Origin of the sequence: Aneurinibacillus danicus, assembly GCF_007991215.1 — a bacterium.
In the GTDB taxonomy this organism is placed as follows: Bacteria; Bacillota; Bacilli; order Aneurinibacillales; family Aneurinibacillaceae; genus Aneurinibacillus; species Aneurinibacillus danicus.
In genome coordinates, this window is record NZ_BJXX01000069.1 from 21,441 (window position 1) to 46,372 (window position 24,932).

Below are 24,932 nucleotides of genomic sequence, written 5' to 3' on the forward strand. Positions count from 1 at the left end.
AGGGGGGTAATTCAATGGCTAAGCATGACAAGACGATAGAGTATGTCGGCGACTCGCGCGTACCCGCGAAACGAATGCCGAACATCGCTCCGTCTTATTCAGAATTTCCGGGCAAATCCGAAGCGTTTTGGCCGAATTTCTTATTGAAAGAATGGATGGTTGCCGCGGTTGTCTTAATCGCTTTCCTTATTCTTACTATCAGCCATCCATCGCCGCTGGAAGCGAAAGCGGACCCGAACAACGCATCGTATATACCGCTTCCAGACTGGTATTTCTTGTTCTTGTACCAATTGCTGAAATATCCGTGGCAATCCGGCCAGTGGGTTGTATTCGGGGTAGTGGTTGTGCCGGGTATCGCGTTTGGCGCGCTGCTCTTGGCTCCATGGCTGGATACGTCACCGGAGCGCAAGCCGTCGAAACGTCCGGTAGCGACAGGTCTTATGCTTCTCGCACTCGTAAGTATCTTCTATCTTACGTGGGCTGCGATTGATGAACACAACCGTCTGCATCCGAAACCGGCTGCAGGCGCTGGTGGCGAAGCGGCGGCCAAACCGCCGGCTGATTTCAAACCGGATGCAATCTGGACGAAGCAGGCAAGCTGTCAGGGATGTCATGGTGCGAATATGGAAGGCGGAAGCGGGCCTGCATTGTGGAACGTGGGAAGCCGTCTTGATGAAAAACAAATTCATGAAGTTATCATGAACGGACGCGGCGCAATGCCGAAGGGCATGTTCAATGGCTCTCCGGAAGAGCTTGACCAGCTTGTTAAATATCTTGCCAGCCTGAAAGGCGACGGCAAAGGTACAGCGGCTGGCGGTGCTGCTGCTCCTGCTGAGGAGAAGAAGCCGGAAGGCGGAGACGCGAATAAAGGCGGCGAAAGCGCAGCGGCTCCAACCGGGGGAACGGCTGAAGAAGGCAAGACGATGGCAAATCAATGTATGGCTTGCCATGGCCAGGATTTGAAGGGCGGCACGGGCCCGAGTCTGGCTGGCGTTGTTGATAAGCTGAAGCCGGAGGGAGTAGCGGATGTTCTGAAGAACGGACGCGGTGGGATGCCTCCGCTGGGTGCGTCCTGGTCCGATCAGCAAATGAGCTCGATGATCGAGTATTTGAAAACGGTGAAGTAATGAGTGAAAAGCCAGACGGATGAACGTCTGGCTTTTTCTGTGAAAATCATGGAAAAAAGGATGAATACGGTATGACAACATTATGGAGCTGGTTTATCGCTTCCCTGCGTGCCCCGTGGTTTCTCTGGACGATGATTATTATTAACGGATTGGGGTCCGTGTACGGATTTGTCTGGTATGCCTACCAGCTAGAAATGACTTCACCTGCTTTTTTACGTGTTTTCGTGCCGGATAGTCCGACCGCGAGTACGCTCTTTACACTGGTATTGATTACACTGCTTGTCGGACGCAGTGTACCTGCACTGGAGGCGTTTGCGGCGGTTACGAACTTTAAGTATGGGGTATGGGCAGTTGCGGTAATTCTGGCGGGAGCGGCTGTGGGAGATGAGTTGAATTGGCAGCACTATATGCTAATGTTCTCACATGGCGGCATGGCGTTGGAGTCCCTGTTGTATGCGCGCTTCTACACATTGCAGCTGCGTCACATTTTTTATGTGGCAGCCTGGACGCTGCTGGGCGATTTACTGGATTATACACTGGACATTCATCCGTGGTTGGCGGACGAGCTGGAGCCCTATGATCACATTGTAGGATGGGCAACGCTGGGGTTAAGCTTATTCAGCTTATGGCTTATCTATGCTCTTGTCCGGTTCTTTCGGAGAAGAAAAAGATCATAAACATATCCTTGTCCTCTTCTTCATACATATGTGGTAAGAGGAGGAGGACGAGTCGTGAAAAAATTCATTGTTCTATTAAGTGTTGTTTTCCTCTGCGCAGTTCTTTATACAGGATGGTCCGTACTGGATAAGCGCGTCTTCTCCGCAAGAGTACCGGAGCAGACCATGTCAGTATATCAGAAGATGGATGTTCTGTCGCAGGATGTATACCAATTGACCAAGGAAGCCAAGTATGGAGAGGCAAAAAAGAAGCTGGCAGAGCTGGGTATATTGTTCGCCGGAACGAAGCCGCCCAAGGGGCTGTCGATTGAAGCGATGAATGCGCTGTCGGATACCATTGTCAAAGCGAAACGGGCGTTTGCGGCGGTTGAGGCTGAGCCTAATCGCCTGCTCTGGCATGCATTGCAGGTACGCCTGGCCATTGATAGTCTTACACACGAGAAGCAGCCGCTCTGGAAGAATTACTATAATTCGTATCAGGAACATATCAACAAGATGATGTTGCTTTCGGCCGGACGTAAACAGGCCGAATTCTCACGCGCGTTTGTGCAGAATCTGCAGCTGTACCAGACGCTAAAACCGGCAATTACAGTCGCCGCTTCCTCACAGCAATTGGAGATGCTGTCTTCGCTTTATAGTTTCTTGCTGCAGGAGACGCGAAAAGTCGAGTATAATTGGGACGCCATTACCAATGCGCTTACTGAATTGAACCGCTTAGTGGATGCCATTTTCATCGGAGAAGATCAATCTACCTTCGCGCCAGGCATGCCACCTGAGTCTCCGCTCCTCATTATTGCGCTCTTCGCTTCCGTCGTCTTGACCTCACTTGGGTATGTGGGGTGGAAAAAGTATAAAGCGGAGCAGAGTGCAAAGAAGCGAAAACGAAGAGAGCCATAAAAGAAGAGACCGGGTAAAACATTTTTCACCCGGTCTCTTCCCTATCTTCGCCTACTTCTGCAGCGGCTGTTTTTGCTCATCGAGTGTAAAGCCCTCTCCGAAGACCTCATGCACGTCGTTAATAATAATGAAGGCGTGCGGATCGGCACTATGAACGAGGTTTTTGAAACGGACGATTTCATTGCGGCTGACCACGCAATATAGCACTTCTTTATCGAGTCCCGTATAACCGCCTCGCCCTTTTAACAGGGTCGCGCCGCGTCCCATCTCCTGCATAATACGCTGCGAGATATCCACCGCATGGTCGGAAATAATCATAATTGCTTTAGCTGCATACGCGCCCTCCTGAACGAAGTCGATGACGCGTGCCGCTACAAACAGTGCAACCAGTGTGTACATAGCCAGATCCAGATTCAAATAGTATAATGATAACCCGATAACGAAGATATCGAAAATAAACATCGTACGGCCGATACTCCAGCCTGCATACTTATTCACCAATCGAGCTAAAATATCGACTCCCCCGGTTGTTCCGCCGAAGCGGAATACCAGACCAAGTCCAAGACCTACCGTGACACCGGCGTAGAGTGCTGCCAGCAGCGTATCATTCTCCATCGGATGACGGAATGAAGAAAATATCGTTAAAAAAAATGATACGGCGACCGTACCAATAATCGTATAAATGGCCGACTGTCGTCCAAGCAGCTTCCATCCGATAAACAATAGCGGAATGTTAAGTGCCAGGTTCGTTATGCCAGGGTCCCAATCGAGCGTATATTTCAAAAGCAGTGTAATCCCGGTAATCCCGCCTTCGGCCAGACGATTGGCGATATTGAAATAATTAATGCCGAACCCCATAATTGCGGAACCAAGAAGAATCGCAAAAATGTTGCGCACATGATAATTCATGAATGTCCTCCTATTATAAGTGCTAGATCCATGGATATTATACCTATAAATTTGTCAATCTTCCACCTCTGCGGTAACATAAGAAATACATAGCAAATATACTGCTGCAAAGGAGGGAACGATATGCCGGACGAGAAGCAACCGATGACGATTGCCGACATGCAGCGCATTGTCGATGAATACATCAGTCAATTCAAAGAAGGGTATTTTTCGCCGCTTGCGCTTATGGCCCGGTTGACAGAAGAGGCGGGTGAACTGGCACGTGAAGTCAACCATTATTACGGCGAGAAGCCGAAACGGAGAGACGAAGCTGAGAATACGATTGATATGGAGCTGGCAGATTGCCTTTTTATCCTTATTTGCTTCGCTAATTCTCTTAATATTGACTTAGAGGAAGCGTTTCATGCCATGATGCATAAGTTTAATACGCGCGACAAAGACCGGTGGACAAAGATTGACACCGAGTAAATGAATAGTACATATACTGTATACCATAGGCCAAAACGAGGTGTAAGCCAATGGATACAGAAAAAAAACAGGCGGGAAAGCAACATATAAAGGAAGCGTACCGCGCATTGTTCGCTAACGACTTTGCACGTGCAGTATGCGCATTCGAAAAGGCCATCCAATGCGATCCGACCAATGCGTCATATTATTTTAAGCTCTCCATTACCTACGCTCGGAACCAACAGCTCGATCTGGCCATACAGACAATTGAGAAAGCGCTGGTGTTGGAGCCTAAGAATGAAAAATTTATTATGCAGCATCAGCGTCTGAACTGCCGGAGATATACAGAGGAAGCGGTGCAATGTTTGGAGAAAGGGAGCATAGAACAAGCGCTTGTGCTTATTGAAAGGGCCGTAGAGCTTGATCCGCTGTATATGCAGGCGCATTATGTGGCCGCCCAAGTTTACTTTTTGCGCGGTCAGTACATTCAAGCCCGCAAAGCGGCCCGTCAAGCCGTACGCCTTGCCCCGAATTTTCTGGAGGCCAGAGTTCTGCTGGCGAGGTGTCGGGAACAGGTGTTGCTGGAGAAAAAAAAGAAGAAGGGGGAGACATAACAATGGAAAAAATTCGTGTGGCAGTAGCCGGCCCACGCGGTCGAATGGGCTCGGAAGCGGTAAAAATGATAAGCAAGGACGAAATGTTGCAATTCGTCTGCGGCATTGATCCAAAATACAACGGGGAGGATGTAGGCGCGTTCCTTGGGTTGGGCAACTTGTCGGCTCCTTTTGTATCGGACATAAGACAAGCCCTGGAGACGTACCGGCCTGATGTGCTGGTTGATTTCACAACGCCGCATGTGGTGAAGCAAAACATGCAGATAGCCATTGAGGAAGGGGTACGCCCGGTGGTCGGCACAACCGGATTTACACCGGAAGATATTGAAGAGCTGGATGCTTTGTGTCGCGAGCAAGGCATCGGCGGCATTATCGCCCCTAATTTTGCGATCGGTGCCGTATTAATGATGAAATTCGCCCAGGAGGCGGCTAAGTATATGCCGCATGTCGAAATCATCGAACAGCACCACGATCAGAAGTTGGACGCGCCGTCCGGCACGGCAGTCAAGACAGCGGAAATGATTCAGGCGGCACGCAGCGAAATGAAGCAGGGGCACCCGGAAGAAAAAGAAACGATAGAAGGTGCACGCGGAGGTTATTATGGTGGATTTCGCATTCACAGCGTTAGGTTGCCTGGTCTTGTAGCGCATCAGGAAGTAATCTTTGGCGCGGTGGGGCAAACTTTGACCATCCGTCATGATTCCATTAACCGCGAGTCGTTTATGCCAGGCGTAAATTTGGCAATTAAGAAGGTCATGGAGCATAAAGGTCTAATTTACGGTCTGGAAAATATTATGGTGTAAAAGGGGGAAGCTGGATGAATATTGCATTGATCTCCCATGACAATAAGAAAAATGAGATGGTCAACTTTACAATTGCCTACCGTGATACACTGGCCAAGCATAAGGTGTATGCAACCGGTACAACAGGAACGAGAATTATGGAAGCGACCGGGCTTTCCATTCATCGGGTGCTGTCCGGACCGATGGGCGGCGATCAGCAAATCGGGGCACTGATTGCGCAGGATGAGATGGATCTTGTTATCTTCCTGCGCGACCCGCTGACCGCACAGCCACATGAGCCGGACGTAACCGCACTGCTTCGGCTATGCGATGTCCACAGTATTCCGCTTGCCACTAACATTGCGACGGCGGAAATGCTGATTCATGCGCTCGAGCAGGGAAATTTTTCATGGCGGGAGATCGTTCATAAATACAAAGGAGAGGATTGTACATGACGGAGAGGCAGCCGGAACCGTTACATGCGCTGGCGTTTGGCGCACATCCGGACGATGTGGAAATCGGTGCCGGAGGACTGCTGCGCAAGTGGGCAAGCCAGGGAAAGCGCACCGGGATTTGCGATTTGACATATGCCGAGCTTTCTTCTAACGGATCGGTGGAGCGGCGCCAGCAGGAGGCGGCAGAGGCATCCCGTCTGCTTGATCTCTCTGTGCGGGTAAATCTCGGGCTGCCGGACCGAGGCCTTGCTCCTGTGCCGGACCAAATTCGGGCTATCACCCATGTCATTCGACTGTACCGCCCCCGTATCGTGTTGATGCCGTTCTGGGAAGATCGGCATCCGGATCACGGTATGTGCAGCGTGCTGGTCCGGGAAGCTGTATTTAACGCGCGTATTCGTAAATATGAGACGGACGGGCAGGAGAGTTTGCCTGCACATAAGTGTGAGCATGTGCTTGCTTATTTCATTAACGGGCAGACTGAACCGCAATTTTTGATTGATATTAGTGAAGAGATGGAAGTGAAAATGGCAGCGCTCGGCGCTTACCGCTCGCAGTTTGAAAAAGAAGCCGGCTCGGTGGTAACACCGCTGACCGAAGGATATCTGGAGCGGGTGCGTGCAAGAGAATATGTATTTGGCCAATCTGCCGGCGTAGCTTATGCCGAAGGGTTTGTCAGCCATACGCCGCTATTATTAAGGGACTTCCTATGATGAGAGGGAGCGAGCGATGAAAATCGGAATTACATGTTACCCTTCTGTGGGGGGCTCGGGTGTTGTGGCAACTGAATTGGGCAAACTGCTGGCCGAGCGGGGGCATACGGTGCATTTTATTACATCCGGCATGCCGTTCCGTCTCGGCAAGTATTACCGCAATATTTATTTTCATGAAGTGGACGTTAATAGCTATTCGGTGTTTCAGTATCCGCCGTACGACTTGACGCTGGCGAGCCGGATGGCCCAGGTCGCCCAGATGGAGAACCTGGATTTGCTGCATGTTCACTACGCCGTTCCGCATGCGATTTCCGCCTACCTTGCCAAGCAAATGGTGGGAGATCGCCTGAAAGTAGTCACCACGCTGCATGGAACGGATATTACAGTGCTCGGCTATGACCATACGCTAAAAGATATTATCCGTTTTGGCATTGAGCATAGCGACGCTGTAACCGCCGTGTCACAAAGTCTGATTAATCAGACGCGGGAAGTGCTTCAGATCGAAAAGCCGATTGACCTGGTTTACAATTTCATTGACAAGCGGGAATATTATCCGCGTGATATGTGTGATGTGCGCGAAGAATATGCACCGAACAACGAGAAAGTGTTTATTCATATTTCCAACTTCCGCAGCGTAAAACGAACGGATGATGTGGTGCGTATTTTCCATCAGATTAAACAGCGCATGCCGGCCAAGCTGCTGATGATCGGAGAGGGCCCGGAACTTCCGTTGGTGCGCGATCTGGCGGCAGATCTCGGTCTTAGAGAAGATGTAATCTTCCTCGGAAAACAGGAAGATATCGCCTGTGTCCTCTCCATCGCAGACGTGCTGCTGCTGCCGTCTGCGCAGGAAAGCTTCGGTCTGGTGGCGCTTGAGGCTATGGCCTGCGGCAAGCCGGTTATTTCAAGCGATGCAGGCGGATTGCCTGAAGTGGTGAAGGACGGAGTGACCGGATTTGTTCTGCCGATCGGTGATGTGAACGGAATGGCCGAGAAGGCGATTGAGCTTGTATCGGACGCAGCGATGTACGAACGCTTTTCACGTCAGGCGATGGAGAGAGCATATCATACGTTTTGTTATAAAGATATCACCCGTCAGTACGAAGCGATTTACCAGCGCGTACTGGTCCAAGAGACGGAGTCGTGTCCCAAATCATGAAACAGGATGTGTTGAAAGCCGGCAGACAGGTCTTACGCACGCTCGAAGAGGCGGGATACGCGGCATATTTTGTAGGCGGATATGTGCGGGATACCCTGCTGGGGCGGCCGGTACATGATCTCGATATCGCTACTTCCGCCCGGCCTGAAGAAGTGATGCGGCTGTTTACGAAAACGGTGCCGACCGGGCTTGCGCATGGAACGGTGACGGTGCTGCAAGACAGAATTCCGCTGGAAGTCACGACATTTCGGACAGAGAGCGGGTATGAGGATCACCGTCGTCCGGATAAAGTCCGGTTTGTCGATGATATTACGGAAGATTTGGCGCGGCGCGATTTTACGGTTAACGCGATGGCGCTTGATCTGCGCGGCGAAGTGATAGATCCGTTCGGAGGACGCGACGATTTGGATGCGAAGCTTATTCGCGCAGTCGGCAGGGCGGAGGAGCGATTTGCGGAAGATGCCTTGCGCATGCTGCGTTGCCTTCGTTTTGCAAGCCAGCTCGGCTTTTCGATCGATCCGGATACATATAAAGCGATAAAAGTATGCGCCGAAGATATCCGCTATGTGGCAGTCGAGCGAATTAGCATCGAATGGAACAAGGCACTGGCCGGCCTGTACCCGGATTGTACGGTAGCGGATGTGCTGAAAACCGGGCTTGTTTACGGTATGCCGGGAATTAACCGGCTGCTGGAGGGGAAGCGGGAACTGGCTATCGAAGAAAGGAAATGTTTACGTGCCGCTAATGACCTTGTCTCCCGTTGGGCCTATTTATTTCTCATTTGCGGCAGAGAAGCCGAAGTGGAAACGATTCTGCGTGCGCTGCGCTGCGAAAAAAAGCTAATCAAAGCATGCGAGCAAATGGTAGAGCTAACCCAGAGATTGAATGCCCTTCATGATACGGACAAGCGTATGCGTTGGATATTGGAGTTCGGATTCAATGCGGTACATAATGCCGCAGCGCTGTATGACATTATGTCAGGAGACACGAATGCGGTACAGGAACTTCTTCGGTTGCATGAGTCGATGCGGATAAAAAGCATGCAGGATCTGGCAGTCAGCGGAGCTGATTTGCAGCGGGAGATGGGACAAAAGGGCGGACCGTGGATTCGCGATTTGCTGTTTCAACTTGCGCTGGAAGCGGGCAGCGGCCAGATAGCGAATGAGCGGCAGGCGCTATTACTCCGAGCGAGGATGATACTTAGATGAAAATACGTGAAAATTTGTTGCAAATGTTTAAACAGGCGAAGGGAGAGTTTTTGTCCGGAGAGGAGATAAGCCGCAGGCTCGGTGTCTCCCGCACGGCAGTGTGGAAGCATATCGAAGAGCTGAGGGAAGAAGGATATGTATTTGAGGCGGTACGCCGATCAGGATACAGACTTATGTCCACACCGGATGTGATGATTGCAGAAGAAATCAAAGCCGGATTGAATACGCGTGTGTTTGGTAGTGAGGTTCATTATTATCCAACCATTGATTCTACACAGAATAAATGTCAGGAACTGGCCAAGGCGGGCGCTCCGGAAGGAACACTCGTTGTCGCGGATCAACAGGTAGGAGGCAAGGGGCGGCTCGGACGTGTGTGGCACTCGCCGCCAGGTACGAACATCTCCATGAGCCTGCTGCTTCGACCGACGCTCGAACTGCAGAAGTGTCCGCAGATCACTCTCCTGGCGGCGGTCGCTATCGTGGAAACGCTGCGCGATTTCTGCGCCATCGACGCGCAGATTAAATGGCCCAATGACATTTTAATTGACGGCAAAAAAGTGTGCGGTATTTTGACCGAGCTGAATGCGGAGTCGGATCGCATTCATTATCTTATTATCGGAATGGGCCTCAATGTCAATACGACTGCAGAACAGTTTCCGGAGGATGTACGGGAGGTTGCAACATCGCTGTATATTGCTAAAGGGGAGCCGTTGCGTCGGGTGCCGATTATTCAGCAAATCCTTTACCGGCTTGAGAAGTTGTACGATGTATATCTTGAAGACGGATTTGCTCCGGTAAAGGAACGCTGGGAGCGCTGCGCGATTACCATCGGAAAAAAAGTGACCATTCGTACATTGCAAGGCTCTTTTACAGGATATGCGGAGGGCATTGATGACAGTGGCGTGCTGCTTGTGCGTCGGGAGGACGGATCGATCACGAAGGTGTATTCGGCGGACGTCGAAATTCACGCGTAATCCACGGTGAATTTCGACAGAATGTGCAAAAAGGATTGCCAGTCCGATGGGGTTGTGCTTATAATGAGGGTGTCAGGGCTGTATCCGCACGGAGCGGCACCACGACACTTGATTATATGAAAAGGTACACAATACAGTAATCTGCTCTGAGCCGATGAGGACCGAGACAGAGGGAATTCAATGTTACCATATTTGCAGATAAATCATGGTTTCAGTACGCCTTCTTCTCTGTTGAAGGCGTTTTTATATGCCTTCACACCGCCATTCTCTTATCGGATCGCTCAAAGCGTAAGGAGGAATGAAAATGGCAGGCAGTTCAACAGTTACGGTTGTATCCTTAAGGGAAATGAAACGGAACAGAGAGCGAATCGTTATGCTAACAGCATACGATTACCCGTCCGCAAAAATCGCCGATGAAGCGGGGGTCGATATGATTCTTGTCGGGGATTCGCTCGGCATGGTCGTGCTTGGTTACGAATCAACGCTGCCGGTAACGCTCGATGACATGATCCATCATACGAAAGCGGTTACGCGTGGAGCGAAACGCGCATTTGTAGTTACCGACATGCCGTTTCTCACTTACCACGGCACGATTGAAGATGCGCTGCGCAGCGCGGGGCGCATTATGCAGGAAGGCTTGGCCAAAGCGGTTAAAATCGAAGGGGGTGCGGAGCTTGCACCGCTCATTCGCCGATGTACGCAGGCCGGCATCCCGGTAGTCGGACATATCGGACTTACACCGCAGTCCGTGCACCAACTCGGCGGTTATAAAGTGCAGGGCAAAACGCCGGAGGCAGCGCAAAAGCTGCTTGACGACGCGCTGGCACTCGAAGAGGCGGGAGCGTTCGCCCTTGTAATGGAGTGCGTACCGAAACAACTGGCAGAGCTCATCTCGCACAAATTATCCATTCCGACGATTGGCATCGGCGCCGGAGCCGGCTGTGACGGCCAGGTACTTGTGTATCACGATATATTATCTTACGGGGGCGGCCGTGTGCCGAAGTTTGTTAAACAATACGCGGATGCAGGCTCGCTTATAAAACAGGCAATTGCTCAGTATGCGGCCGAGGTGCGCAGCGGCGCGTTTCCTGCAGCCGAGCACACCTTCACCATGAAGGAAGAAACGCTGGAGAGATTATACGGAGAAGGGGTCAAAATATGAGAACGGTTTCTTCCATCAAGGAATTGCGCTCCCTCCTAAAAGAGGCGCGTCCAAAAACGGTTGGATTTGTACCGACTATGGGATATTTGCATGAAGGTCATTTGAGTCTTGTGGATCAAGCCAAGGAAAAAGCTGATGTAGTCGTTATGAGCATTTTTGTTAATCCGCTTCAATTTGGACCGAATGAAGACCTGGCGAAATATCCGCGGGATATAGAGCGGGATCGCTACCTCGCCGCATCCCGCGGCGTGGATATCCTATTCTTCCCTTCGGTAGAGGAAATGTATCCGGAAGGCAGCAAGACAATTGTGACAGTGAAAGACATTACTGATTCGATGTGCGGCGCATCACGGCCGGGTCACTTCGATGGCGTGGCGACCGTTGTTACCAAGCTGTTCAATATCGTACAGCCGGATTATGCGTTTTTCGGCATGAAAGATGCACAGCAGGTGGCGGTCATTACACAGATGGTGCGTGATTTGAATATGCCAATCGAGATTGTGCCGTGTCCGATTGTGCGTGAACCGGACGGATTGGCTCTTAGCTCGCGCAATGTGTATCTGTCCGCAGAAGAAAGAGAGCAAGCGCTTGTTTTGTCACGCTCGCTGAAGCGGGCGGAGGAGATGGTTGCGATGGGTGAGCGGGATGCGGCGGCCCTGCGCTCCGCAATCAAGTCTATTATCCAAGAAAGCCCGCTTGCGGAGATTGATTACATTGAGATTCGCAGCTATCCGGAGCTTATGCCGATGGAAGAGCTGCGCGGCCATTGTATTGTTGCACTGGCGGTCCGTTTCGGCCGCACGCGTTTGATCGATAATATTATGCTTGTGGCAAGCCAGGAGGAAACAGCATGTTCCGTACGATGATGAAAGCAAAGATTCATCGGGCGACCGTTACGGAAGCCAACTTGAATTATGTAGGCAGTGTAACGATTGACCGGGATATTATGGATGCGGTGGACATTCTGCCGAATGAAAAGGTACAAATTGTCAACAATAACAACGGTGCACGCCTGGAAACGTACGTCATCGAAGGGGAGCGCGGCAGCGGCGTGATTTGTCTGAACGGCGCGGCGGCTCGCCTTGTACAGCCGGGCGATATTGTCATTATTATCTCGTATGCGATGATGTCGGATGCGGAAGCCAAGATTCACAAACCAAAAGTCGCCATCATGGATGAAAACAACAAGATTGTAGAAATGCTCGGCGAAGAAATCCACGCGACCATATTTTAGTTGAATATATGAAAGGCATAAAGGGCGGAACCGTTGTTTTCCGCTCTTTTTATTCATAAATTCCACGCTGATGTGTCACACTGAAAGTAATACAGAGTGACATGAAAGGCGGGGGAGTCTATGCTGCTGTCTCATTATTTTGCCGCACTTACGGACCAGATTGAGAAAGTGAAAGCATGTATGGCGTCAGCGCCGGAAGCAGAAAAAGTGAAACTGTATAATACCGTGCTGCAACTTCGACAGATTAGTGACCAGATAGTGGAAGATTGGCTTGAATTTGAAGAAAAACTGGTTGAGGCTCAGCGCATGTTTGAGCAGGAAGAGAGCGGGCATGCGACGCTCCCTTCCGTCTCGCCACATAAAGCTGAATCAAAGGGAGAGAAAAAGCCTGAAGACCAGGATGTGGAAGAGATCCTTCTTCCCTATGCGCTGGCCGCTAAGTTTCGTCAAGGACAGGGGTATTTTACATTATCGATGTACCGGGAGGCGGTGGAATCATTCAGCCGTGTTCTTGAAGAGGCGCCCGATGTAACGGTAGCACGGCTGTATCTTGCCTTCGGTTTCTTTATGTCGCGGCGTCTTGATGTGGCATACCGGCAGTTTCGCCTGCTTACGGAAACGTGCGACAATGCCTTCATCTGTGCCGCCTCATACAACGCGTTGGGATCGATTGCAGTACTGGAGGGTCACCCTGAACAAGGGGTAAGCTGGTTTGAACGAGCGCTTAGAACGTTTCCAGACTTAACGGATGCGGGCTACAATCGGGCGCTGACATTGTATCATCTCAGACGATATGAAGAAGCAGCGCAGGCAGCCCTTTCACTCCTGAATAACGAATCAGACGATGTGGAGGTATTGCTGCTGGCAAGCACTTGTCATGCGGCAAACGGAAGGGAGAATGAAGCGTACGCCCTGTTGAAACGAGCCGAATCATTCGCATACAGAGCGAAGCAGCGTAAGGCGATTGCATGTACGTATGAGCGGCTGGGTCGATTTGCGGACGCGGCCCGTTGCTATCAGACGCTTCTGCCAGATTACAGAAATGATGCATCCGTCTGGCATGGATTGGGCTGGTCGCTATGGCAGGCCGAGCAGGGGGACAGGGTTATTCCTTATCTGAAGTATGCGTTAACGCTTGCGCCGGAGCAGCCGGATTATGCCTGTTCCTATGCCTGGGTGTTGCTTTCCCAGGGGGAGACGGAGCGGGCCGCACGCGTATTTGAGCATACTGCACAGCGGCATGATCACGCGCTTTCACGGGCAGGGCTGGCGTACGCTTACCTCAAACAGCACCGAATCGCAGAGGCGCAAGGATTGGTGAACGAGTTGCTGGCTGCGAAGGATGGTCATATACAGGCGTTGGGTCACTACTTACAGGGCAGAGTGCTGCTCGACCAGGGCAAAAGAGAAGAAGCGCTTACGCATTTTTCGGCAAGCCATGCGGCCGGCGTCATTCGGGAGAGCGGCTTGTACGCCGGGCTTGTGCACTACATAGACGGTGCACCCGAAGAAGCGTATAAGCGTTGGAAGGAGTTCATGCCGGCATTATGAAACGCCGGTTTTTCTTTTTTTGTATTGCACTTCCCTCCTAAGTAATAGAAAATAATAAGTGGATCCCTGTCTGTAAGATGCGCGATGAAGCGAAAGAGTTTGAGGTGAAACAGTTGGACACTTTTGTTGTGGTCGATTTTGAGACGACAGGCAATCGACCAAAAGAGGGAGACAGGATTATACAAATCGGAGCGGTGCTTGTTCGCGGAAGGGAGATTGTTGAACGTTTCTCTACGCTGGTCAACCCGCAGGTCGACATTCCCCCTTTTATCGAAAAATTGACAGGCATCAACAATGAGATGGTGGCAGACGCCCCTCCGATTGAAGATGCGCTGCCTTCGTTGCTAAAGATGTTAGACGGGGCCGTATTTGTGGCTCATAACGTTTTTTTTGATTTATCGTTTTTGCAGAACGCATTAAACGAGGCTGGCTATCATCCGTTCTCAGGTCCGTTGATTGATACGGTAGAGTTGTCGCGGCTTCTGCTGCCGGGTCAGGAAGGGTACCGGCTCTCCGACTTGTCTGTCGGACTTGATATTCTGCATGACCGGCCGCATCAGGCGGATTCCGACGCGGAAGCGACTGCATATATTCTTTTGCATCTGCTCGATAAGCTGGAGAATATGCCGCTTGTCACCATCCAGCACCTTCAGCGGCTGAGTCGTCCGTTCCATTCCGATGTACAGACGCTGCTTTCCGATATCGAGCAGCGGAAGATTCGTCAGGGTGCATACGAACCGGACGCGGATTTGGAAGTAGTGCATCAGATTTGCCTGAAGAAGCGGAAGGCGGTTGAGAAGGCAAGCGGACAAAGAATAGAAGAAGCGATGGAGTTTGAAACATTCATCGACAGTCTGTTCGGCGAGCAGGGCTTGCTGAAAGAGCATATGCCCGGCTTTGAATTACGTCCGGCTCAGGTCACAATGATGAAACAGGTGTATGATTCGTTCGAATCCGGCCGTCATTTGATGATTGAAGCAGGGACCGGTACCGGAAAATCTCTGGCGTATTTAATTCCAGCCGTATTCTGGGCTAAGCGGGAGGAAGAGACCGTCGTCATCTCCACCCATACCATTCAGCTGCAAGAACAGATGTATACACGTGATCTCCCGATTTTGCAGGCGATTTTTGGCGATGATGCCCCCCGCATTTCCATCTTAAAAGGAAGAAACAATTATCTGTGTCTGCGAAAGTTTTCACATAGTTTGCAGGAAGAGCATGATAATTATGATGTGCAGCTAAGCAAGTCGCAGATGCTTGTCTGGTTGACCGAAACGGAGACGGGAGATGTAGAAGAAATTAGTCTTCCGTCCGGCGGGCAGGTATACTGGAAACAAGTGCAAAGCGATGCAGGTTCATGCCTGAACCGGCAGTGTCCCTGGTTTTCGCGCTGCTATTACCATCAGGCGCGACGCCAAGCCCAGCAGGCTGAAGTGATTGTGACAAATCATTCGCTTCTGTTTACCGACATGAATGCGGAGCACCGTATCATTCCAACTTATAAATATGCAGTCATTGATGAAGCTCATCACTTTGACGATGTGGCGAGCCGCCATTTAGGGGATACCATTTCATCCTATCAGCTTGAAGGGATGCTGCACCGTCTGCATCCGGATCGTGGTCCCGGACTGCTTGAGGAAATCGAAGAAGCAGTACGGGGTTGGAGTGTGACCAGTTATGAGGAAAGCAAACACTCAATCGAGACGGCCTACCAGCAGATTCACGAAGGCAAGGAAACGATTCGCGAGATGTACAGCTTGCTCTATCAATGGTCGCACCAGCGCGCCAGGGAAGGCGAAGAGATCGGTCGTACCGTCATGCGTTATAAGCAGGAGAACCTCGAAAATCGGTGGGGTCGAGCCGTCGTTTCTGCTGTGCGCAACAGCGTCGACTTGCTGCTTGCCATCGGCAAAAAGCTGGAATCGATTTATGCAAACATTCACGGCGATGATGCGCCGATCGGCATGAAAGGATTGCTGATCGATTTGAACGGTATGGTTAATGATTGTCTGGAGTATGCTTCGCTGCTGCATGATATGCTGTTAACCGAGGATGACGGCTACGTCTATTGGGTCGAGCTGGATACGCGCAGCACGCGCAGAACGATGTATTTGCACCGGGTACCCATCGATGTATCAGAGCTTTTACGTGAACGCTTTTTTGATAAAAAAGAAAGCGTCATTCTTACATCAGCCACGCTGAGCGTGAATTCGTCCTTTGCGTATGCGACCGAACGCTTCGGACTTGCCGATTTGCTTAAAGAAAAGAGCATCGAAACAGTCGTGCTCGCTTCGCCGTTCGATTACAAAAAACAGACGCTCATCTGCATTCCGAGTGAAATTCCAAACATCAAAGGAGGTTCGGAGGGCCACTTCGTGGAAGCGTTGATCGATTCTCTCGCCCAGGTTGCGGTAACGACAAAAGGGCGCATGCTCGTTTTGTTTACCTCCTACGCCATGCTGCGCAGCGTATATGAGCCTTTGAAAGAGAAGCTGAAAGAAGTCGAGATTACGGTGCTCGGCCACGGAATGGATGGGGCAAGCCGCAGCAAGCTAACCAAGCAATTCCGCTCGCTTCCTGCCTGTGTGTTGCTCGGCACAAGCAGTTTCTGGGAAGGGGTGGACATCCCGGGGGAAGACTTGTCTTGCCTCGCGATTGTTCGCTTGCCGTTCGTGCCTCCGAACCATCCGCTTGTCGAGGCGCGCAATCAACAATTTGAGGAGCAGAATAAGAATGCATTCATGCAATTGTCCGTGCCCCAGGCCGTCCTCCGATTTAAACAAGGATTCGGCCGACTGGTGCGTACGAGTACAGACCGGGGGGTCGTGCTCATTTATGATCGGCGTGTCATCGATGCGCGATATGGCCGAGTGTTCCTTAAATCTTTGCCGGAGACGAATATGCTGGTGAAGCCGACGGCGGAGCTTCTGCCCGAAATTGCGGATTGGCTGGCATAAGTGTGGACCTGTCGGGAGAACGAAGACACATACAGTCAGAGGATGTTAAGAAGTGGGACTAGGGTAAGAAGGAGAGAACGAGAGTGAAAGTGCCAAAAATTTCTGAGGCCGTTGTCAAAAGGCTTCCCGTTTATTTGCGTTATTTAAACAACTTAAAGGCAATGAACGTTCGCACGGTTTCATCGCAGCAGCTTGGCGAAGCGCTTGATTTAAACCCGGCACAAATTCGTAAGGACCTTGCCTGCTTCGGTGAATTCGGTCGAAAAGGAATTGGCTATGAAGTGAATTATCTTGTAGAAAAGATTAAAAGCATTCTTAAGCTTGACCAGCAGATTAACGTGCTGCTGGTCGGTGCGGGGAATCTGGGACACGCCATTAGCAACTACAATGCATACTTGAAGGACAATATGAAGATTATTGCGGTTTTTGATGCCGATCCGAACAAAATCGGCAAAAAAATTGCCAACCTGACCATTCAGCCGCTGAGTGAACTAAAGGAGACGGTCAAAGAAAAAAGCATCCGCATCGGTATTATTGCGGTCCCGGCGGAAGCCGCGCAATCGGTGGCTGACTGTCTGGTGGATGCGGGAATTACAGGCATTTTGAATTTTGCTCCGACCAATCTGCGTATGCCGGAGGACGTACGTGTTCATGATGCGGATGTTACAATGGAGCTGCACAGTTTGGCTTATTATTTATAAAACACAGGTAAGGAGGCAAGGCGCGCTGCGGCAAGCGCGCCCTATACCATATGAGAACAATCGTCATTCATGCAACAGTGCTGACAGTAAACGAAACGAATGAGGTTATTTACGACGGAGCAATTGCGTTTGAAAACGGCGTATTAACGTATGTCGGACCGACGCCTGAAGCCGTGGATACATATGATGAAGTCATTGACGCAGAAGGCCGCATTGTCATGCCTGGCCTTGTAAATACGCACGGCCATACTGCCATGTCGCTTCTTAGAGGATATGCGGATGACCTGCCGCTGCAGGAATGGCTGGAGACGAAGATGTGGCCGCTTGAGGCCCAGTTCACGGAAGAGCATGTGCGCTGGGGAACGTCGCTTTCTATTATTGAAATGCTGAAGACGGGTACAACGACGTTTGTTGATATGTATGACAATATGGATATGGTGGCGGAATTGGTTACCGCTTCCGGAATGCGCGCACGCCTGTGCCGCGGCGTTATCGGTTTGTGCTCGGCGGAAGAGCAGACGAAGAAGCTTGAAGAGGCGAGCGCATTTGCCGCCAAATGGAACGGGACGGCAAATGGCCGCATCATGACGATGATGTCACCTCATGGGGCGTACACTTGCCCGCCGGATTATGTGGAGCGAATTGTAGCCCGTGCCCATGAGCTGGACTTGCCGGTACATATCCACATGTCCGAAACGGAATGGGAAGTACAGCAGAATGTCAACGATTACGGAACCCGGCCGGTGGAGCACTTAGAGAAGCTCGGTGTATTTAATCGGCCGACGCTGGTGGCACACGCCGTACATTTGACGGATGAAGAACTGGATACGCTTGCGAAGTACGATGTGAAAGTATCGCACAATCCGATCAGCAATTTAAAGCTTGGCAGCGGCATTGCCCGCGTACCGGAGATGATGGAGAGGGGGATTTGCGTGTCGCTTGGCACGGACAGTTCGGCGAGCAATAACAACCTTGATCTGTTTGAGGAAATGAAGATGGTGGCGCTTCTGCATAAAGGCCATCGTCATAATCCGGTGCTCGTGCCGGCGACGGAAGCGCTGCGTATGGCTACTATCTATGGTGCGGAAGCTGTATTTATGGATGATCAAATCGGCTCGCTTGAAGTGGGGAAACAGGCCGATTTTATCGTGCTTGATTCGCACAGCGTTTTCTTCCAGCCGAAGCATGACCCGATTTCGCATGTTGTGTATGCGGCGAGCGGCAGGGACGTTAAAGATGTATATGTCCAGGGTACGCAGCTCATTAAGGACGGCAAGTGCTTAACGATGGATGAGACCGCTGTTATCGAGAACGCCAACCGGATGTTTGAAAAATTGGAGAAAAAATAAAAGCGGATAAACAGGGAAGAGACAGGGGGATGAGTTCAGTGTGGAAAAAGGCTCCCTGCCGCATGCGGCAGGGAGAATGGAAGATGGATAGGTAGGGGAATTAAAATGTGAATGGTTGTTGTCATTGCGGCTGTTCCATAGTAATCCAGGAATGAAGGTTCGGCTGACGGAACGAAGCGAAAGTATCTTCTCCCTCGTAGCGAAACGGGGAAGACAGAAGCATCCAGGAAGGGCTTCGTTCATCCGCAAGAAGCCTTACTACTTCTTCCGGTATCGATTCCACAAGATGCGCAAGGTGCGGCTGCTTCACGCACGCTCACCTCCTCCTGCGCGTAACCTTAGTATCTCCGTGGATACGGGCAGTATGTTTAGCATTTTTTGATGTCCAGAAAATACGAAACACAGGTAAGGATAAGGAATGCCAATGAGAAAATCGTGGGTATACGGAGCGCTCGCGCTGTTATTGGTCGTGCTGTGTTCAGCGCTCGCTTTGTATTTGCATCTGCGCGGACAGCAGAGGGCAATCGAGGAGCAAGGCAAAGCACTGGCGTTATCGCGCACACAGATAACTGAAGTCACCTCTGTAGGCACGTATTATGGAAAACAGGACTATATTGTTATCGAAGGAAAAACGGAAGACGGCGAAAAGCTGGTGGCATGGTTTCATGGAGAGCAAGGAGAGGTGGAAAAAATGTCGCGCCTCATCCCCAGGGAGAATGTGCTCGAAGCATTGGCCAAAGACCATCCGGGCATGCAACTGATTCACATTATTCCTGCCAAACAGGATAACAGTAAGGCATGGGAAGTGTTGTTTGCAGAAGGGGACTACTTTCATTATTATTACATTGATATGTATAATGGTAAGTTTCTGAAATCGTACCAGCTGCAAAAGGCGGATACGTAGCATCGGAAGTATGGTACGATGGAGCGGAGGGGATCTTCGCTCCATTTTTCGTCTTTGGCCCTAACGTTGTCATTTTTGTGAAGGAAAAAAACGCTTACCCCATAACCAACATATTTATGATATACTACATGATATATAAACAATATATCACTTTTGTAGAAAGGGGTGGGTAGGGGATGAAGGTACGCGCATTGCCCATCTTTTTATCCGTTTTATTCAGCAGCTTGCTGCTGTTCGGGGGCTGGTATGTGTTTCAAAACCAATTTGTGAAAAAACCAATCACCAACGAAATCGCGACGATGAAAGGCGTGAAGCTCAACGATATCGCGATTGCCCGCGACGTGATTACTTTAAATGTAGCATTTAACAATCCGGACAAGTTTGCGGAAGACTATAAAAGAGTAAAGAAAATCGCTTCAGAGAAATCGAACGGAAGAGCAGTTAAAATCGAGTTCGATTCCCCGAATAAAAACCTGCAGAAAATTTGGGATGAGAACGCATTCGCCATTGCAGAGGCAATGGAACTCCATACTTATTCAAAGATTCCAGGCGTATTAGAGCAGATAAAGAAAAAGCATAAATTGGCCAACGTAGGCTCCCATATGGACGATCAGTATGTATATATCTATCTTAACGACGGCAAGAATCCGTATTATGCGGTGCTGCCGCGCGAACGAGAGGTGAGCCGGAATGGGTAAAGAAATAGTCATCGGTGCGATCCCGGTTTTCATCGCGTTTCTTGTATTTATCGGTGTGAACGTGGCTCCGTTAATCATTGCAGCGATCATTATCAGTTTTCTTATGTTTTTTGTAATGAGACAGGGTGGCGTATCCATTACTCAGAAGAAGACAGCGGCGGAAACGGTCAAGACAACGGTTAAGTTCAATCAGATCGGCGGCCAGGAGCGCGCTAAGAAAGAATTGAAAGAAGCGCTCGATTTTTTGATTCACAAAGATACGTTAAAAGAATATGGCATTCGCCCGTTAAAGGGAATTCTGTTGACCGGACCACCGGGCACAGGGAAAACATTAATGGCCAAAGCGGCCGCTAATTATACTAATTCCGCCTTTGTGGCGGCATCCGGCTCCCAGTTCGTAGAGATGTATGTCGGGGTCGGTGCGCAGCGCATTCGCGATCTTTTTAAAGAAGCGAAGCAAAAAGCGGAGAAAAATAATCAGGATAGCGCGATTATTTTTATTGATGAAATCGATGTGCTCGGCGGTAAGCGTGAAGGCAACCAGCATCGTGAGTATGATCAGACGTTGAACCAGCTATTAACAGAGATGGATGGGATTACGACGACCGAACATCCGCGTGTGCTGATGATTGCTGCTACGAACCGTGCGGACATGCTTGATGATGCGCTCGTGCGTCCGGGCCGTTTTGACCGTCAGATTGTGGTTGATCTGCCGGATATGAAGGCGCGTAAACAGATTCTTGAGATTCATGTAAAAAATAAGCCCCTTGCTGACGATGTGGACATTGAAGCCATTGCGCGCGATACGTTTAATTTTTCCGGTGCTCAGTTAGAAAGTGTAACCAATGAAGCGGCTATTTATGCATTCCGCGACAAAAGCAAGGTTATTACGCAGCGGCATTTTTCCCATGCGATCGATAAGGTCATGATGGGAGAGCAGACAGACCGTGAATCGACTGCCGAGGAACGGGAACGTGTGGCGAACCATGAGCTTGGTCATGCAATTGTATCCGAAGTGGTGCGGCCGATGTCTGTGTCGCAGGTATCGCTGCGTCCGCGCGGCCAGGCGCTTGGCTATGTCCGACAGAGCCCGCAGCAGGATCGCTATCTGTATACGCTCGAAAACCTTGAGCAGCAGATTATGATCGCGCTCGGCGGTGCTGTGGCAGAGGAGATGCTGTATGGTGGTCGCAGTACCGGGTCGCGCAACGACTTTGAACAAGCTTTGCGCCTTGTGAACACGATTATCGACAGCGGCTTGTCCCAACTTGGCATTGTGAAGATAGACATGGTCGGGAAAGAGGCGCTGCATGAAGAAAGACAGCGTATTCTTAATGAATTGCTGGATCGCACACGCCAGGTGCTGACCGAACACTTCCCGGTATTCCGTCATGCTCTGGATCATCTGCTGCGCGAGGAAGTACTAAGCGGTGAAGAATTCCGCGCCATGCTTGAAGAAGCGCGCGCGCTTCCGAAGCAGAGAAAAGTGGAAGAAATCGAAGCTCGTCGTATGAAGGCATGACAAAAGGAAAAAGGATAATCCGAATTGCACCGGGTTATCCTTTTTCTATGCACTTCAACTTCCCTTTTTGAAATAAGAGTTGTAAAATGGAAAGGTATTGAAAAAACAAAATAGGTGGATTTTTTTGTAGGAAGTAGAGGAGGAGCTCATATGAAATTAGCGAAGCGCGTAGCGCAAATTACGCCGTCCAAAACGCTCGCCATTACCGCCAAAGCGAAAGAGTTGCGCAGCGAAGGATACGACGTGGTCGGCCTGGGAGCGGGTGAGCCTGATTTCAATACGCCGCAGCATATTATCGACGCCGCAGTAAAAGCAATGAAAGAGGGCCAGACGAAGTACACGGCCGCCGCAGGGATTCCTGAATTGAAGAAAGCGATTTGCGAGAAACTGCAGCGCGACAACAATATTACATACAAACCTTCTCAGATCGTTGTATGCAATGGAGCGAAACATGCTTTGTATAACCTGTTCCAGGCGATCGTTGACCCGGGCGACGAGATCATTGTCCCGATTCCTTACTGGGTAAGCTATCCGGAAATGATTACGCTCGCGGACGGTGTTCCTGTATTTGTGGAAGGTTCGGAAGAAAACGAATTTAAAATTACGCCGGAACAGCTGCGTGCCGCGATTACGGATAAAACGCGTGCCGTTATCATCAACTCACCAAGCAACCCGACCGGAAGCGTGTATACACGTGAAGAGCTGGAAGGCCTTGCACAGGTCTGCATCGAGAAGCAAATCCTCATGGTATCAGACGAAATCTATGAGAAGCTGATTTACGATGGACAGGAGCACGTAAGCATCGCAAGCCTTAGCCCGGAAGCGTATGAATTAACGGTGGTTATTAACGGTATGTCCAAACCGTATTCCATGACGGGCTGGCGGATTGGCTACGCGGCAGGAAACGAAGCGTTGATTAAAGCGATGACGAACCTGTCCAGCCACAGCACATCGAATCCGACAACATTTGCTCAGTATGGCGCGCTGGCAGCGCTCGAAGGTTCGCAGGAGTCGCTGGAGATGATGAAAGCCGAGTTTGACAAACGCCGCAAAGCGGTTGTTAAACTGATGAATGATATTGAAGGCATTCATTGCGTGGAGCCGAAAGGCGCATTTTATCTGTTCGCCAACGTGAGCGAAGCGATGAAAAAAGGCGGTTATTCCGATGTGGACGAATGGGCGCAAGCGCTACTTGAGAAGGAATACGTTGCGCTTATCCCGGGTTCCGGATTCGGTGCACCGAACCATATCCGCATTTCGTATGCAACATCGCTAGAACAATTAGAAAAAGGCATTGCCCGTATCAAAAAATTCGTAGAAGAAAACTAAGAACAAAGCCTGGCGTTCGATGCACTCGAATTCCAGGCCTTTTTATGGTACTAGAGAACAGTATAGATAGAACATTGATCCATTACGTAAGGAATGTTCGTACATTAAAATTCATTTTATGATCGTATTGATTTGTGCAAAAAGCCTTTTTTCTATATTTTAAGGCGGATGGTCACCAGACAGATGTCATCTTCCAGATGGCGTAAATTCAGTGGATACCTAGAAAAAATATAATCGATGAATGAACGGCCGGATAATAACGGGAAAGAAGCGCATAGGCTGTGCAGAGAAGAAATATCGTTTTCACTATCCTCCATGGCTGCCAGCAATCCATCCGTATACAGGACCAACAATGTCTCACCGTCATACGGGATGCAGCCCTTTCGCATAGGTAAATTTGTGACGAGCCCGATGGGAAGGCATCCCTCTGTAAGCAGCTGTGGACGTTGGGTAGACGTAAGAAGGAAGCCGGCTGGATGCCCGGCATTTACATATTCGATGACTTGTGTTTGTGTATCAATCATGAGATAAATTGCGGTGAAATAATGTGGAATCGGATGTGCCGATCGGGAAAACAGTGTATGCATATGACGATTAAGTTCCGTCATAACCGCGATCGGGTCGCCGAGGCGCGTAATCATGCCGCGCAGTAGGGAGCGTACCGACATACTGATGAGCGAGGCGGCTACTCCATGTCCCATTACATCCAGTACAATAACGCCATACCGATGTTGATCGATCGGAAACCAGCTATATAAGTCACCTGCAAGCTGTTGGGACGGTTCATAAAACGCATCGGTTTCAATATGCGGGTTGGAGAGAGGAGCGCTCAGTACACCACGCTGAATATTTTTAGCCAATTCAATTTCATGCATAATTTTTTTGAATAGCACCTGCATGGTTTGTTCCCGCTCTTTGCTGGCATCGAGCATCAGTTTGAAACGAAGCGCGTTGCGTACTCTGGCGAGCAGTTCTTCAATACTGATTGGTTTGGTAATATAATCGGTAGCCCCCGCTTCGAACGCCCTGCTTAGATGCGTCCTGTTATCAAAAGCGGTAAGCATGATAATGGGTGTATCAATATAGGCTGGATGCTCCCGGATGCGTCGGCATGCTGTAATTCCGTCTATGTTTGGCATCATGATATCTATTAAGATTGAGTCGATGGAAGTGTTATGAATGTATGTGAGAGCAGTTGAAGCGGATTCAGCGGTTATAAGGTCATGATAGCCGGCGTGACGCAGAACTCGTTCCAATAGAGCAAGAATGCCAGGCTCATCATCAACAAGCAAAATCTTCATTATAGAGTTCCTTTCTACAAAAATGGTTTAGGAGTAATCACACAGTACATTCTAACTATAAAATGAGGAAAATGCTATACTTTATAAGAAAACCACCATGGCGTCTCAGCCGCAACCCCGGCATGAAAATGAGGGGAAGGGCGGCTGACTTTTGCGGTACGAAGGGAAAGAGAGAAGAGAACGAGGAGAGGATTTTAATGGTGAAAAAGGCGAAGGCCTTTTTCTTCCTTAGCTCTTTTTTCCTCACTCTTCTCCTTCTTTC

Annotated in this window: 24 protein-coding genes and 2 pseudogenes; 23 read left to right on the forward strand and 3 right to left on the reverse strand. The window is 50.1% G+C overall.

The window, feature by feature from the left end; genetic code table 11:
* Nucleotides 1-14 precede the first annotated feature (14 nt).
* The 4 genes and pseudogenes from ADA01nite_RS08570 to ADA01nite_RS08580 all read left to right on the forward strand — a co-directional run.
* Nucleotides 15-788 (forward strand): annotated as a pseudogene (locus ADA01nite_RS08570) (c-type cytochrome); the annotation flags it as partial.
* A 129-nt stretch (nt 789-917) separates the two neighbouring features.
* Nucleotides 918-1,127: pseudogene (locus tag ADA01nite_RS23035) on the forward strand (c-type cytochrome); the annotation flags it as partial.
* A gap of 71 nt (nt 1,128-1,198) precedes the next feature.
* Nucleotides 1,199-1,804, forward strand: a complete 606-nt coding sequence (locus ADA01nite_RS08575; RefSeq protein WP_146809538.1) for a DUF1405 domain-containing protein — start codon at nt 1,199-1,201, stop codon at nt 1,802-1,804.
* Between the two features lie 54 nt (nt 1,805-1,858).
* Nucleotides 1,859-2,701, forward strand: a complete 843-nt coding sequence (locus ADA01nite_RS08580) for a sporulation protein YpjB (protein WP_146809539.1) — start codon at nt 1,859-1,861, stop codon at nt 2,699-2,701.
* Between the two features lie 51 nt (nt 2,702-2,752).
* Here ADA01nite_RS08580 and ADA01nite_RS08585 read toward each other — a convergent pair whose 3' ends face one another.
* Nucleotides 2,753-3,610 carry a YitT family protein gene (locus tag ADA01nite_RS08585; RefSeq protein ID WP_146809540.1) on the reverse strand — a complete coding sequence of 286 codons (858 nt, stop codon included), beginning with the start codon at nt 3,608-3,610 and terminating at the stop codon, nt 2,753-2,755.
* Between the two features lie 123 nt (nt 3,611-3,733).
* Here ADA01nite_RS08585 and ADA01nite_RS08590 point away from each other — a divergent pair, with 123 nt between their 5' ends.
* The 15 genes from ADA01nite_RS08590 (at nt 3,734) to ADA01nite_RS08660 (ending at nt 18,916) form a co-directional block, all read left to right on the forward strand.
* Complete coding sequence (locus ADA01nite_RS08590; RefSeq protein ID WP_218029543.1) at nt 3,734-4,078, forward strand: nucleotide pyrophosphohydrolase; 345 nt, start codon at nt 3,734-3,736, stop codon at nt 4,076-4,078.
* Nucleotides 4,079-4,128: 50 nt separating this feature from the next.
* Nucleotides 4,129-4,671, forward strand: a complete 543-nt coding sequence (locus tag ADA01nite_RS08595) for a tetratricopeptide repeat protein (RefSeq protein ID WP_146809541.1) — start codon at nt 4,129-4,131, stop codon at nt 4,669-4,671.
* 2 nt (nt 4,672-4,673) lie between these two features.
* A complete protein-coding gene (gene dapB, locus ADA01nite_RS08600) occupies nt 4,674-5,474 on the forward strand; it encodes a 4-hydroxy-tetrahydrodipicolinate reductase (protein ID WP_146809542.1) in 801 nt (266 codons plus the stop codon).
* Nucleotides 5,475-5,488: 14 nt separating this feature from the next.
* Nucleotides 5,489-5,908 (forward strand): methylglyoxal synthase, encoded by a 420-nt coding sequence (locus tag ADA01nite_RS08605; RefSeq protein ID WP_146809543.1) that lies wholly within the window; start codon nt 5,489-5,491, stop codon nt 5,906-5,908.
* A complete protein-coding gene (bshB1, locus tag ADA01nite_RS08610) occupies nt 5,905-6,621 on the forward strand; it encodes a bacillithiol biosynthesis deacetylase BshB1 (protein WP_146809544.1) in 717 nt (238 codons plus the stop codon). The genes ADA01nite_RS08605 and bshB1 overlap by 4 nt, the downstream gene beginning before the upstream one ends.
* A 16-nt stretch (nt 6,622-6,637) precedes the next feature.
* Nucleotides 6,638-7,780, forward strand: a complete 1,143-nt coding sequence (gene bshA / locus ADA01nite_RS08615) for an N-acetyl-alpha-D-glucosaminyl L-malate synthase BshA (protein ID WP_146809545.1) — start codon at nt 6,638-6,640, stop codon at nt 7,778-7,780.
* Nucleotides 7,765-8,988, forward strand: a complete 1,224-nt coding sequence (locus ADA01nite_RS08620) for a CCA tRNA nucleotidyltransferase (protein ID WP_146809546.1) — start codon at nt 7,765-7,767, stop codon at nt 8,986-8,988. Before bshA ends, ADA01nite_RS08620 begins: the two co-directional genes overlap by 16 nt.
* Nucleotides 8,985-9,962: a biotin--[acetyl-CoA-carboxylase] ligase gene (locus ADA01nite_RS08625; RefSeq protein ID WP_146809547.1), complete on the forward strand. Its 978-nt coding sequence runs from the start codon at nt 8,985-8,987 to the stop codon at nt 9,960-9,962. The genes ADA01nite_RS08620 and ADA01nite_RS08625 overlap by 4 nt, the downstream gene beginning before the upstream one ends.
* A gap of 304 nt (nt 9,963-10,266) precedes the next feature.
* Nucleotides 10,267-11,124: a 3-methyl-2-oxobutanoate hydroxymethyltransferase gene (gene panB, locus ADA01nite_RS08630; protein WP_146809548.1), complete on the forward strand. Its 858-nt coding sequence runs from the start codon at nt 10,267-10,269 to the stop codon at nt 11,122-11,124.
* Nucleotides 11,121-11,990 (forward strand): pantoate--beta-alanine ligase, encoded by an 870-nt coding sequence (gene panC, locus ADA01nite_RS08635; protein ID WP_146809549.1) that lies wholly within the window; start codon nt 11,121-11,123, stop codon nt 11,988-11,990. Before panB ends, panC begins: the two co-directional genes overlap by 4 nt.
* A complete protein-coding gene (gene panD / locus ADA01nite_RS08640) occupies nt 11,975-12,358 on the forward strand; it encodes an aspartate 1-decarboxylase (RefSeq protein WP_146809550.1) in 384 nt (127 codons plus the stop codon). Before panC ends, panD begins: the two co-directional genes overlap by 16 nt.
* Before the next feature lie 120 nt (nt 12,359-12,478).
* On the forward strand, nt 12,479-13,909 hold the full coding sequence (locus ADA01nite_RS08645; protein WP_146809551.1) for a tetratricopeptide repeat protein: 1,431 nt from the start codon (nt 12,479-12,481) through the stop codon (nt 13,907-13,909).
* 104 nt (nt 13,910-14,013) lie between these two features.
* Nucleotides 14,014-16,866: an ATP-dependent DNA helicase DinG gene (gene dinG, locus ADA01nite_RS08650; RefSeq protein WP_170230202.1), complete on the forward strand. Its 2,853-nt coding sequence runs from the start codon at nt 14,014-14,016 to the stop codon at nt 16,864-16,866.
* Between the two features lie 83 nt (nt 16,867-16,949).
* Nucleotides 16,950-17,567: a redox-sensing transcriptional repressor Rex gene (locus ADA01nite_RS08655; protein ID WP_146809553.1), complete on the forward strand. Its 618-nt coding sequence runs from the start codon at nt 16,950-16,952 to the stop codon at nt 17,565-17,567.
* 50 nt (nt 17,568-17,617) lie between these two features.
* The gene (locus tag ADA01nite_RS08660; RefSeq protein WP_146809554.1) at nt 17,618-18,916 is read left to right on the forward strand and encodes an amidohydrolase family protein; all 1,299 of its coding nucleotides are present in this window, start codon (nt 17,618-17,620) and stop codon (nt 18,914-18,916) included.
* Between the two features lie 121 nt (nt 18,917-19,037).
* On the opposite strand, the gene ADA01nite_RS08665 is transcribed toward ADA01nite_RS08660, so the two are convergent.
* The gene (locus ADA01nite_RS08665) at nt 19,038-19,226 is read right to left on the reverse strand and encodes a hypothetical protein (RefSeq protein WP_146809555.1); all 189 of its coding nucleotides are present in this window, start codon (nt 19,224-19,226) and stop codon (nt 19,038-19,040) included.
* Between the two features lie 114 nt (nt 19,227-19,340).
* Between ADA01nite_RS08665 and ADA01nite_RS08670 the strand changes: the two genes are divergently transcribed.
* From ADA01nite_RS08670 to ADA01nite_RS08685, 4 genes are all read left to right on the forward strand, one after another.
* Nucleotides 19,341-19,820, forward strand: coding sequence for a cell wall elongation regulator TseB-like domain-containing protein (locus ADA01nite_RS08670; protein WP_170230203.1), 480 nt, complete (start codon nt 19,341-19,343; stop codon nt 19,818-19,820).
* Between the two features lie 176 nt (nt 19,821-19,996).
* Nucleotides 19,997-20,518, forward strand: coding sequence for a hypothetical protein (locus ADA01nite_RS08675; RefSeq protein WP_146809557.1), 522 nt, complete (start codon nt 19,997-19,999; stop codon nt 20,516-20,518).
* Nucleotides 20,511-22,040: an AAA family ATPase gene (locus ADA01nite_RS08680; RefSeq protein ID WP_146809558.1), complete on the forward strand. Its 1,530-nt coding sequence runs from the start codon at nt 20,511-20,513 to the stop codon at nt 22,038-22,040. The genes ADA01nite_RS08675 and ADA01nite_RS08680 overlap by 8 nt, the downstream gene beginning before the upstream one ends.
* A gap of 150 nt (nt 22,041-22,190) precedes the next feature.
* The gene (locus tag ADA01nite_RS08685) at nt 22,191-23,369 is read left to right on the forward strand and encodes a pyridoxal phosphate-dependent aminotransferase (RefSeq protein WP_146809559.1); all 1,179 of its coding nucleotides are present in this window, start codon (nt 22,191-22,193) and stop codon (nt 23,367-23,369) included.
* Nucleotides 23,370-23,521: 152 nt separating this feature from the next.
* Here the strand turns inward: ADA01nite_RS08685 and ADA01nite_RS08690 are convergent, their stop codons facing one another.
* Entirely contained in the window at nt 23,522-24,670 is a 1,149-nt protein-coding gene (locus tag ADA01nite_RS08690; protein ID WP_146809560.1) for a PP2C family protein-serine/threonine phosphatase, read from the reverse strand.
* Nucleotides 24,671-24,932 lie beyond the last annotated feature (262 nt).

Bases quoted from the DNA above. Each gene is read 5' to 3' on its own strand.
- ADA01nite_RS08645 (WP_146809551.1), top strand. From the start codon at position 12,479: ATGCTGCTGTCTCATTATTTTGCCGCACTTACGGACCAGATTGAGAAA.
- ADA01nite_RS08685 (WP_146809559.1), top strand. From the start codon at position 22,191: ATGAAATTAGCGAAGCGCGTAGCGCAAATTACGCCGTCCAAAACGCTC.
- ADA01nite_RS08585 (WP_146809540.1), bottom strand. From the start codon at position 3,610: ATGAATTATCATGTGCGCAACATTTTTGCGATTCTTCTTGGTTCCGCA.
- panC (WP_146809549.1), top strand. From the start codon at position 11,121: ATGAGAACGGTTTCTTCCATCAAGGAATTGCGCTCCCTCCTAAAAGAG.
- ADA01nite_RS08590 (WP_218029543.1), top strand. From the start codon at position 3,734: ATGCCGGACGAGAAGCAACCGATGACGATTGCCGACATGCAGCGCATT.
- ADA01nite_RS08675 (WP_146809557.1), top strand. From the start codon at position 19,997: ATGAAGGTACGCGCATTGCCCATCTTTTTATCCGTTTTATTCAGCAGC.
- bshA (WP_146809545.1), top strand. From the start codon at position 6,638: ATGAAAATCGGAATTACATGTTACCCTTCTGTGGGGGGCTCGGGTGTT.
- ADA01nite_RS08625 (WP_146809547.1), top strand. From the start codon at position 8,985: ATGAAAATACGTGAAAATTTGTTGCAAATGTTTAAACAGGCGAAGGGA.
- panB (WP_146809548.1), top strand. From the start codon at position 10,267: ATGGCAGGCAGTTCAACAGTTACGGTTGTATCCTTAAGGGAAATGAAA.
- dapB (WP_146809542.1), top strand. From the start codon at position 4,674: ATGGAAAAAATTCGTGTGGCAGTAGCCGGCCCACGCGGTCGAATGGGC.
- ADA01nite_RS08690 (WP_146809560.1), bottom strand. From the start codon at position 24,670: ATGAAGATTTTGCTTGTTGATGATGAGCCTGGCATTCTTGCTCTATTG.
- ADA01nite_RS08595 (WP_146809541.1), top strand. From the start codon at position 4,129: ATGGATACAGAAAAAAAACAGGCGGGAAAGCAACATATAAAGGAAGCG.
- ADA01nite_RS08670 (WP_170230203.1), top strand. From the start codon at position 19,341: ATGAGAAAATCGTGGGTATACGGAGCGCTCGCGCTGTTATTGGTCGTG.
- ADA01nite_RS08680 (WP_146809558.1), top strand. From the start codon at position 20,511: ATGGGTAAAGAAATAGTCATCGGTGCGATCCCGGTTTTCATCGCGTTT.
- bshB1 (WP_146809544.1), top strand. From the start codon at position 5,905: ATGACGGAGAGGCAGCCGGAACCGTTACATGCGCTGGCGTTTGGCGCA.
- ADA01nite_RS08575 (WP_146809538.1), top strand. From the start codon at position 1,199: ATGACAACATTATGGAGCTGGTTTATCGCTTCCCTGCGTGCCCCGTGG.
- ADA01nite_RS08660 (WP_146809554.1), top strand. From the start codon at position 17,618: ATGAGAACAATCGTCATTCATGCAACAGTGCTGACAGTAAACGAAACG.
- panD (WP_146809550.1), top strand. From the start codon at position 11,975: ATGTTCCGTACGATGATGAAAGCAAAGATTCATCGGGCGACCGTTACG.
- ADA01nite_RS08605 (WP_146809543.1), top strand. From the start codon at position 5,489: ATGAATATTGCATTGATCTCCCATGACAATAAGAAAAATGAGATGGTC.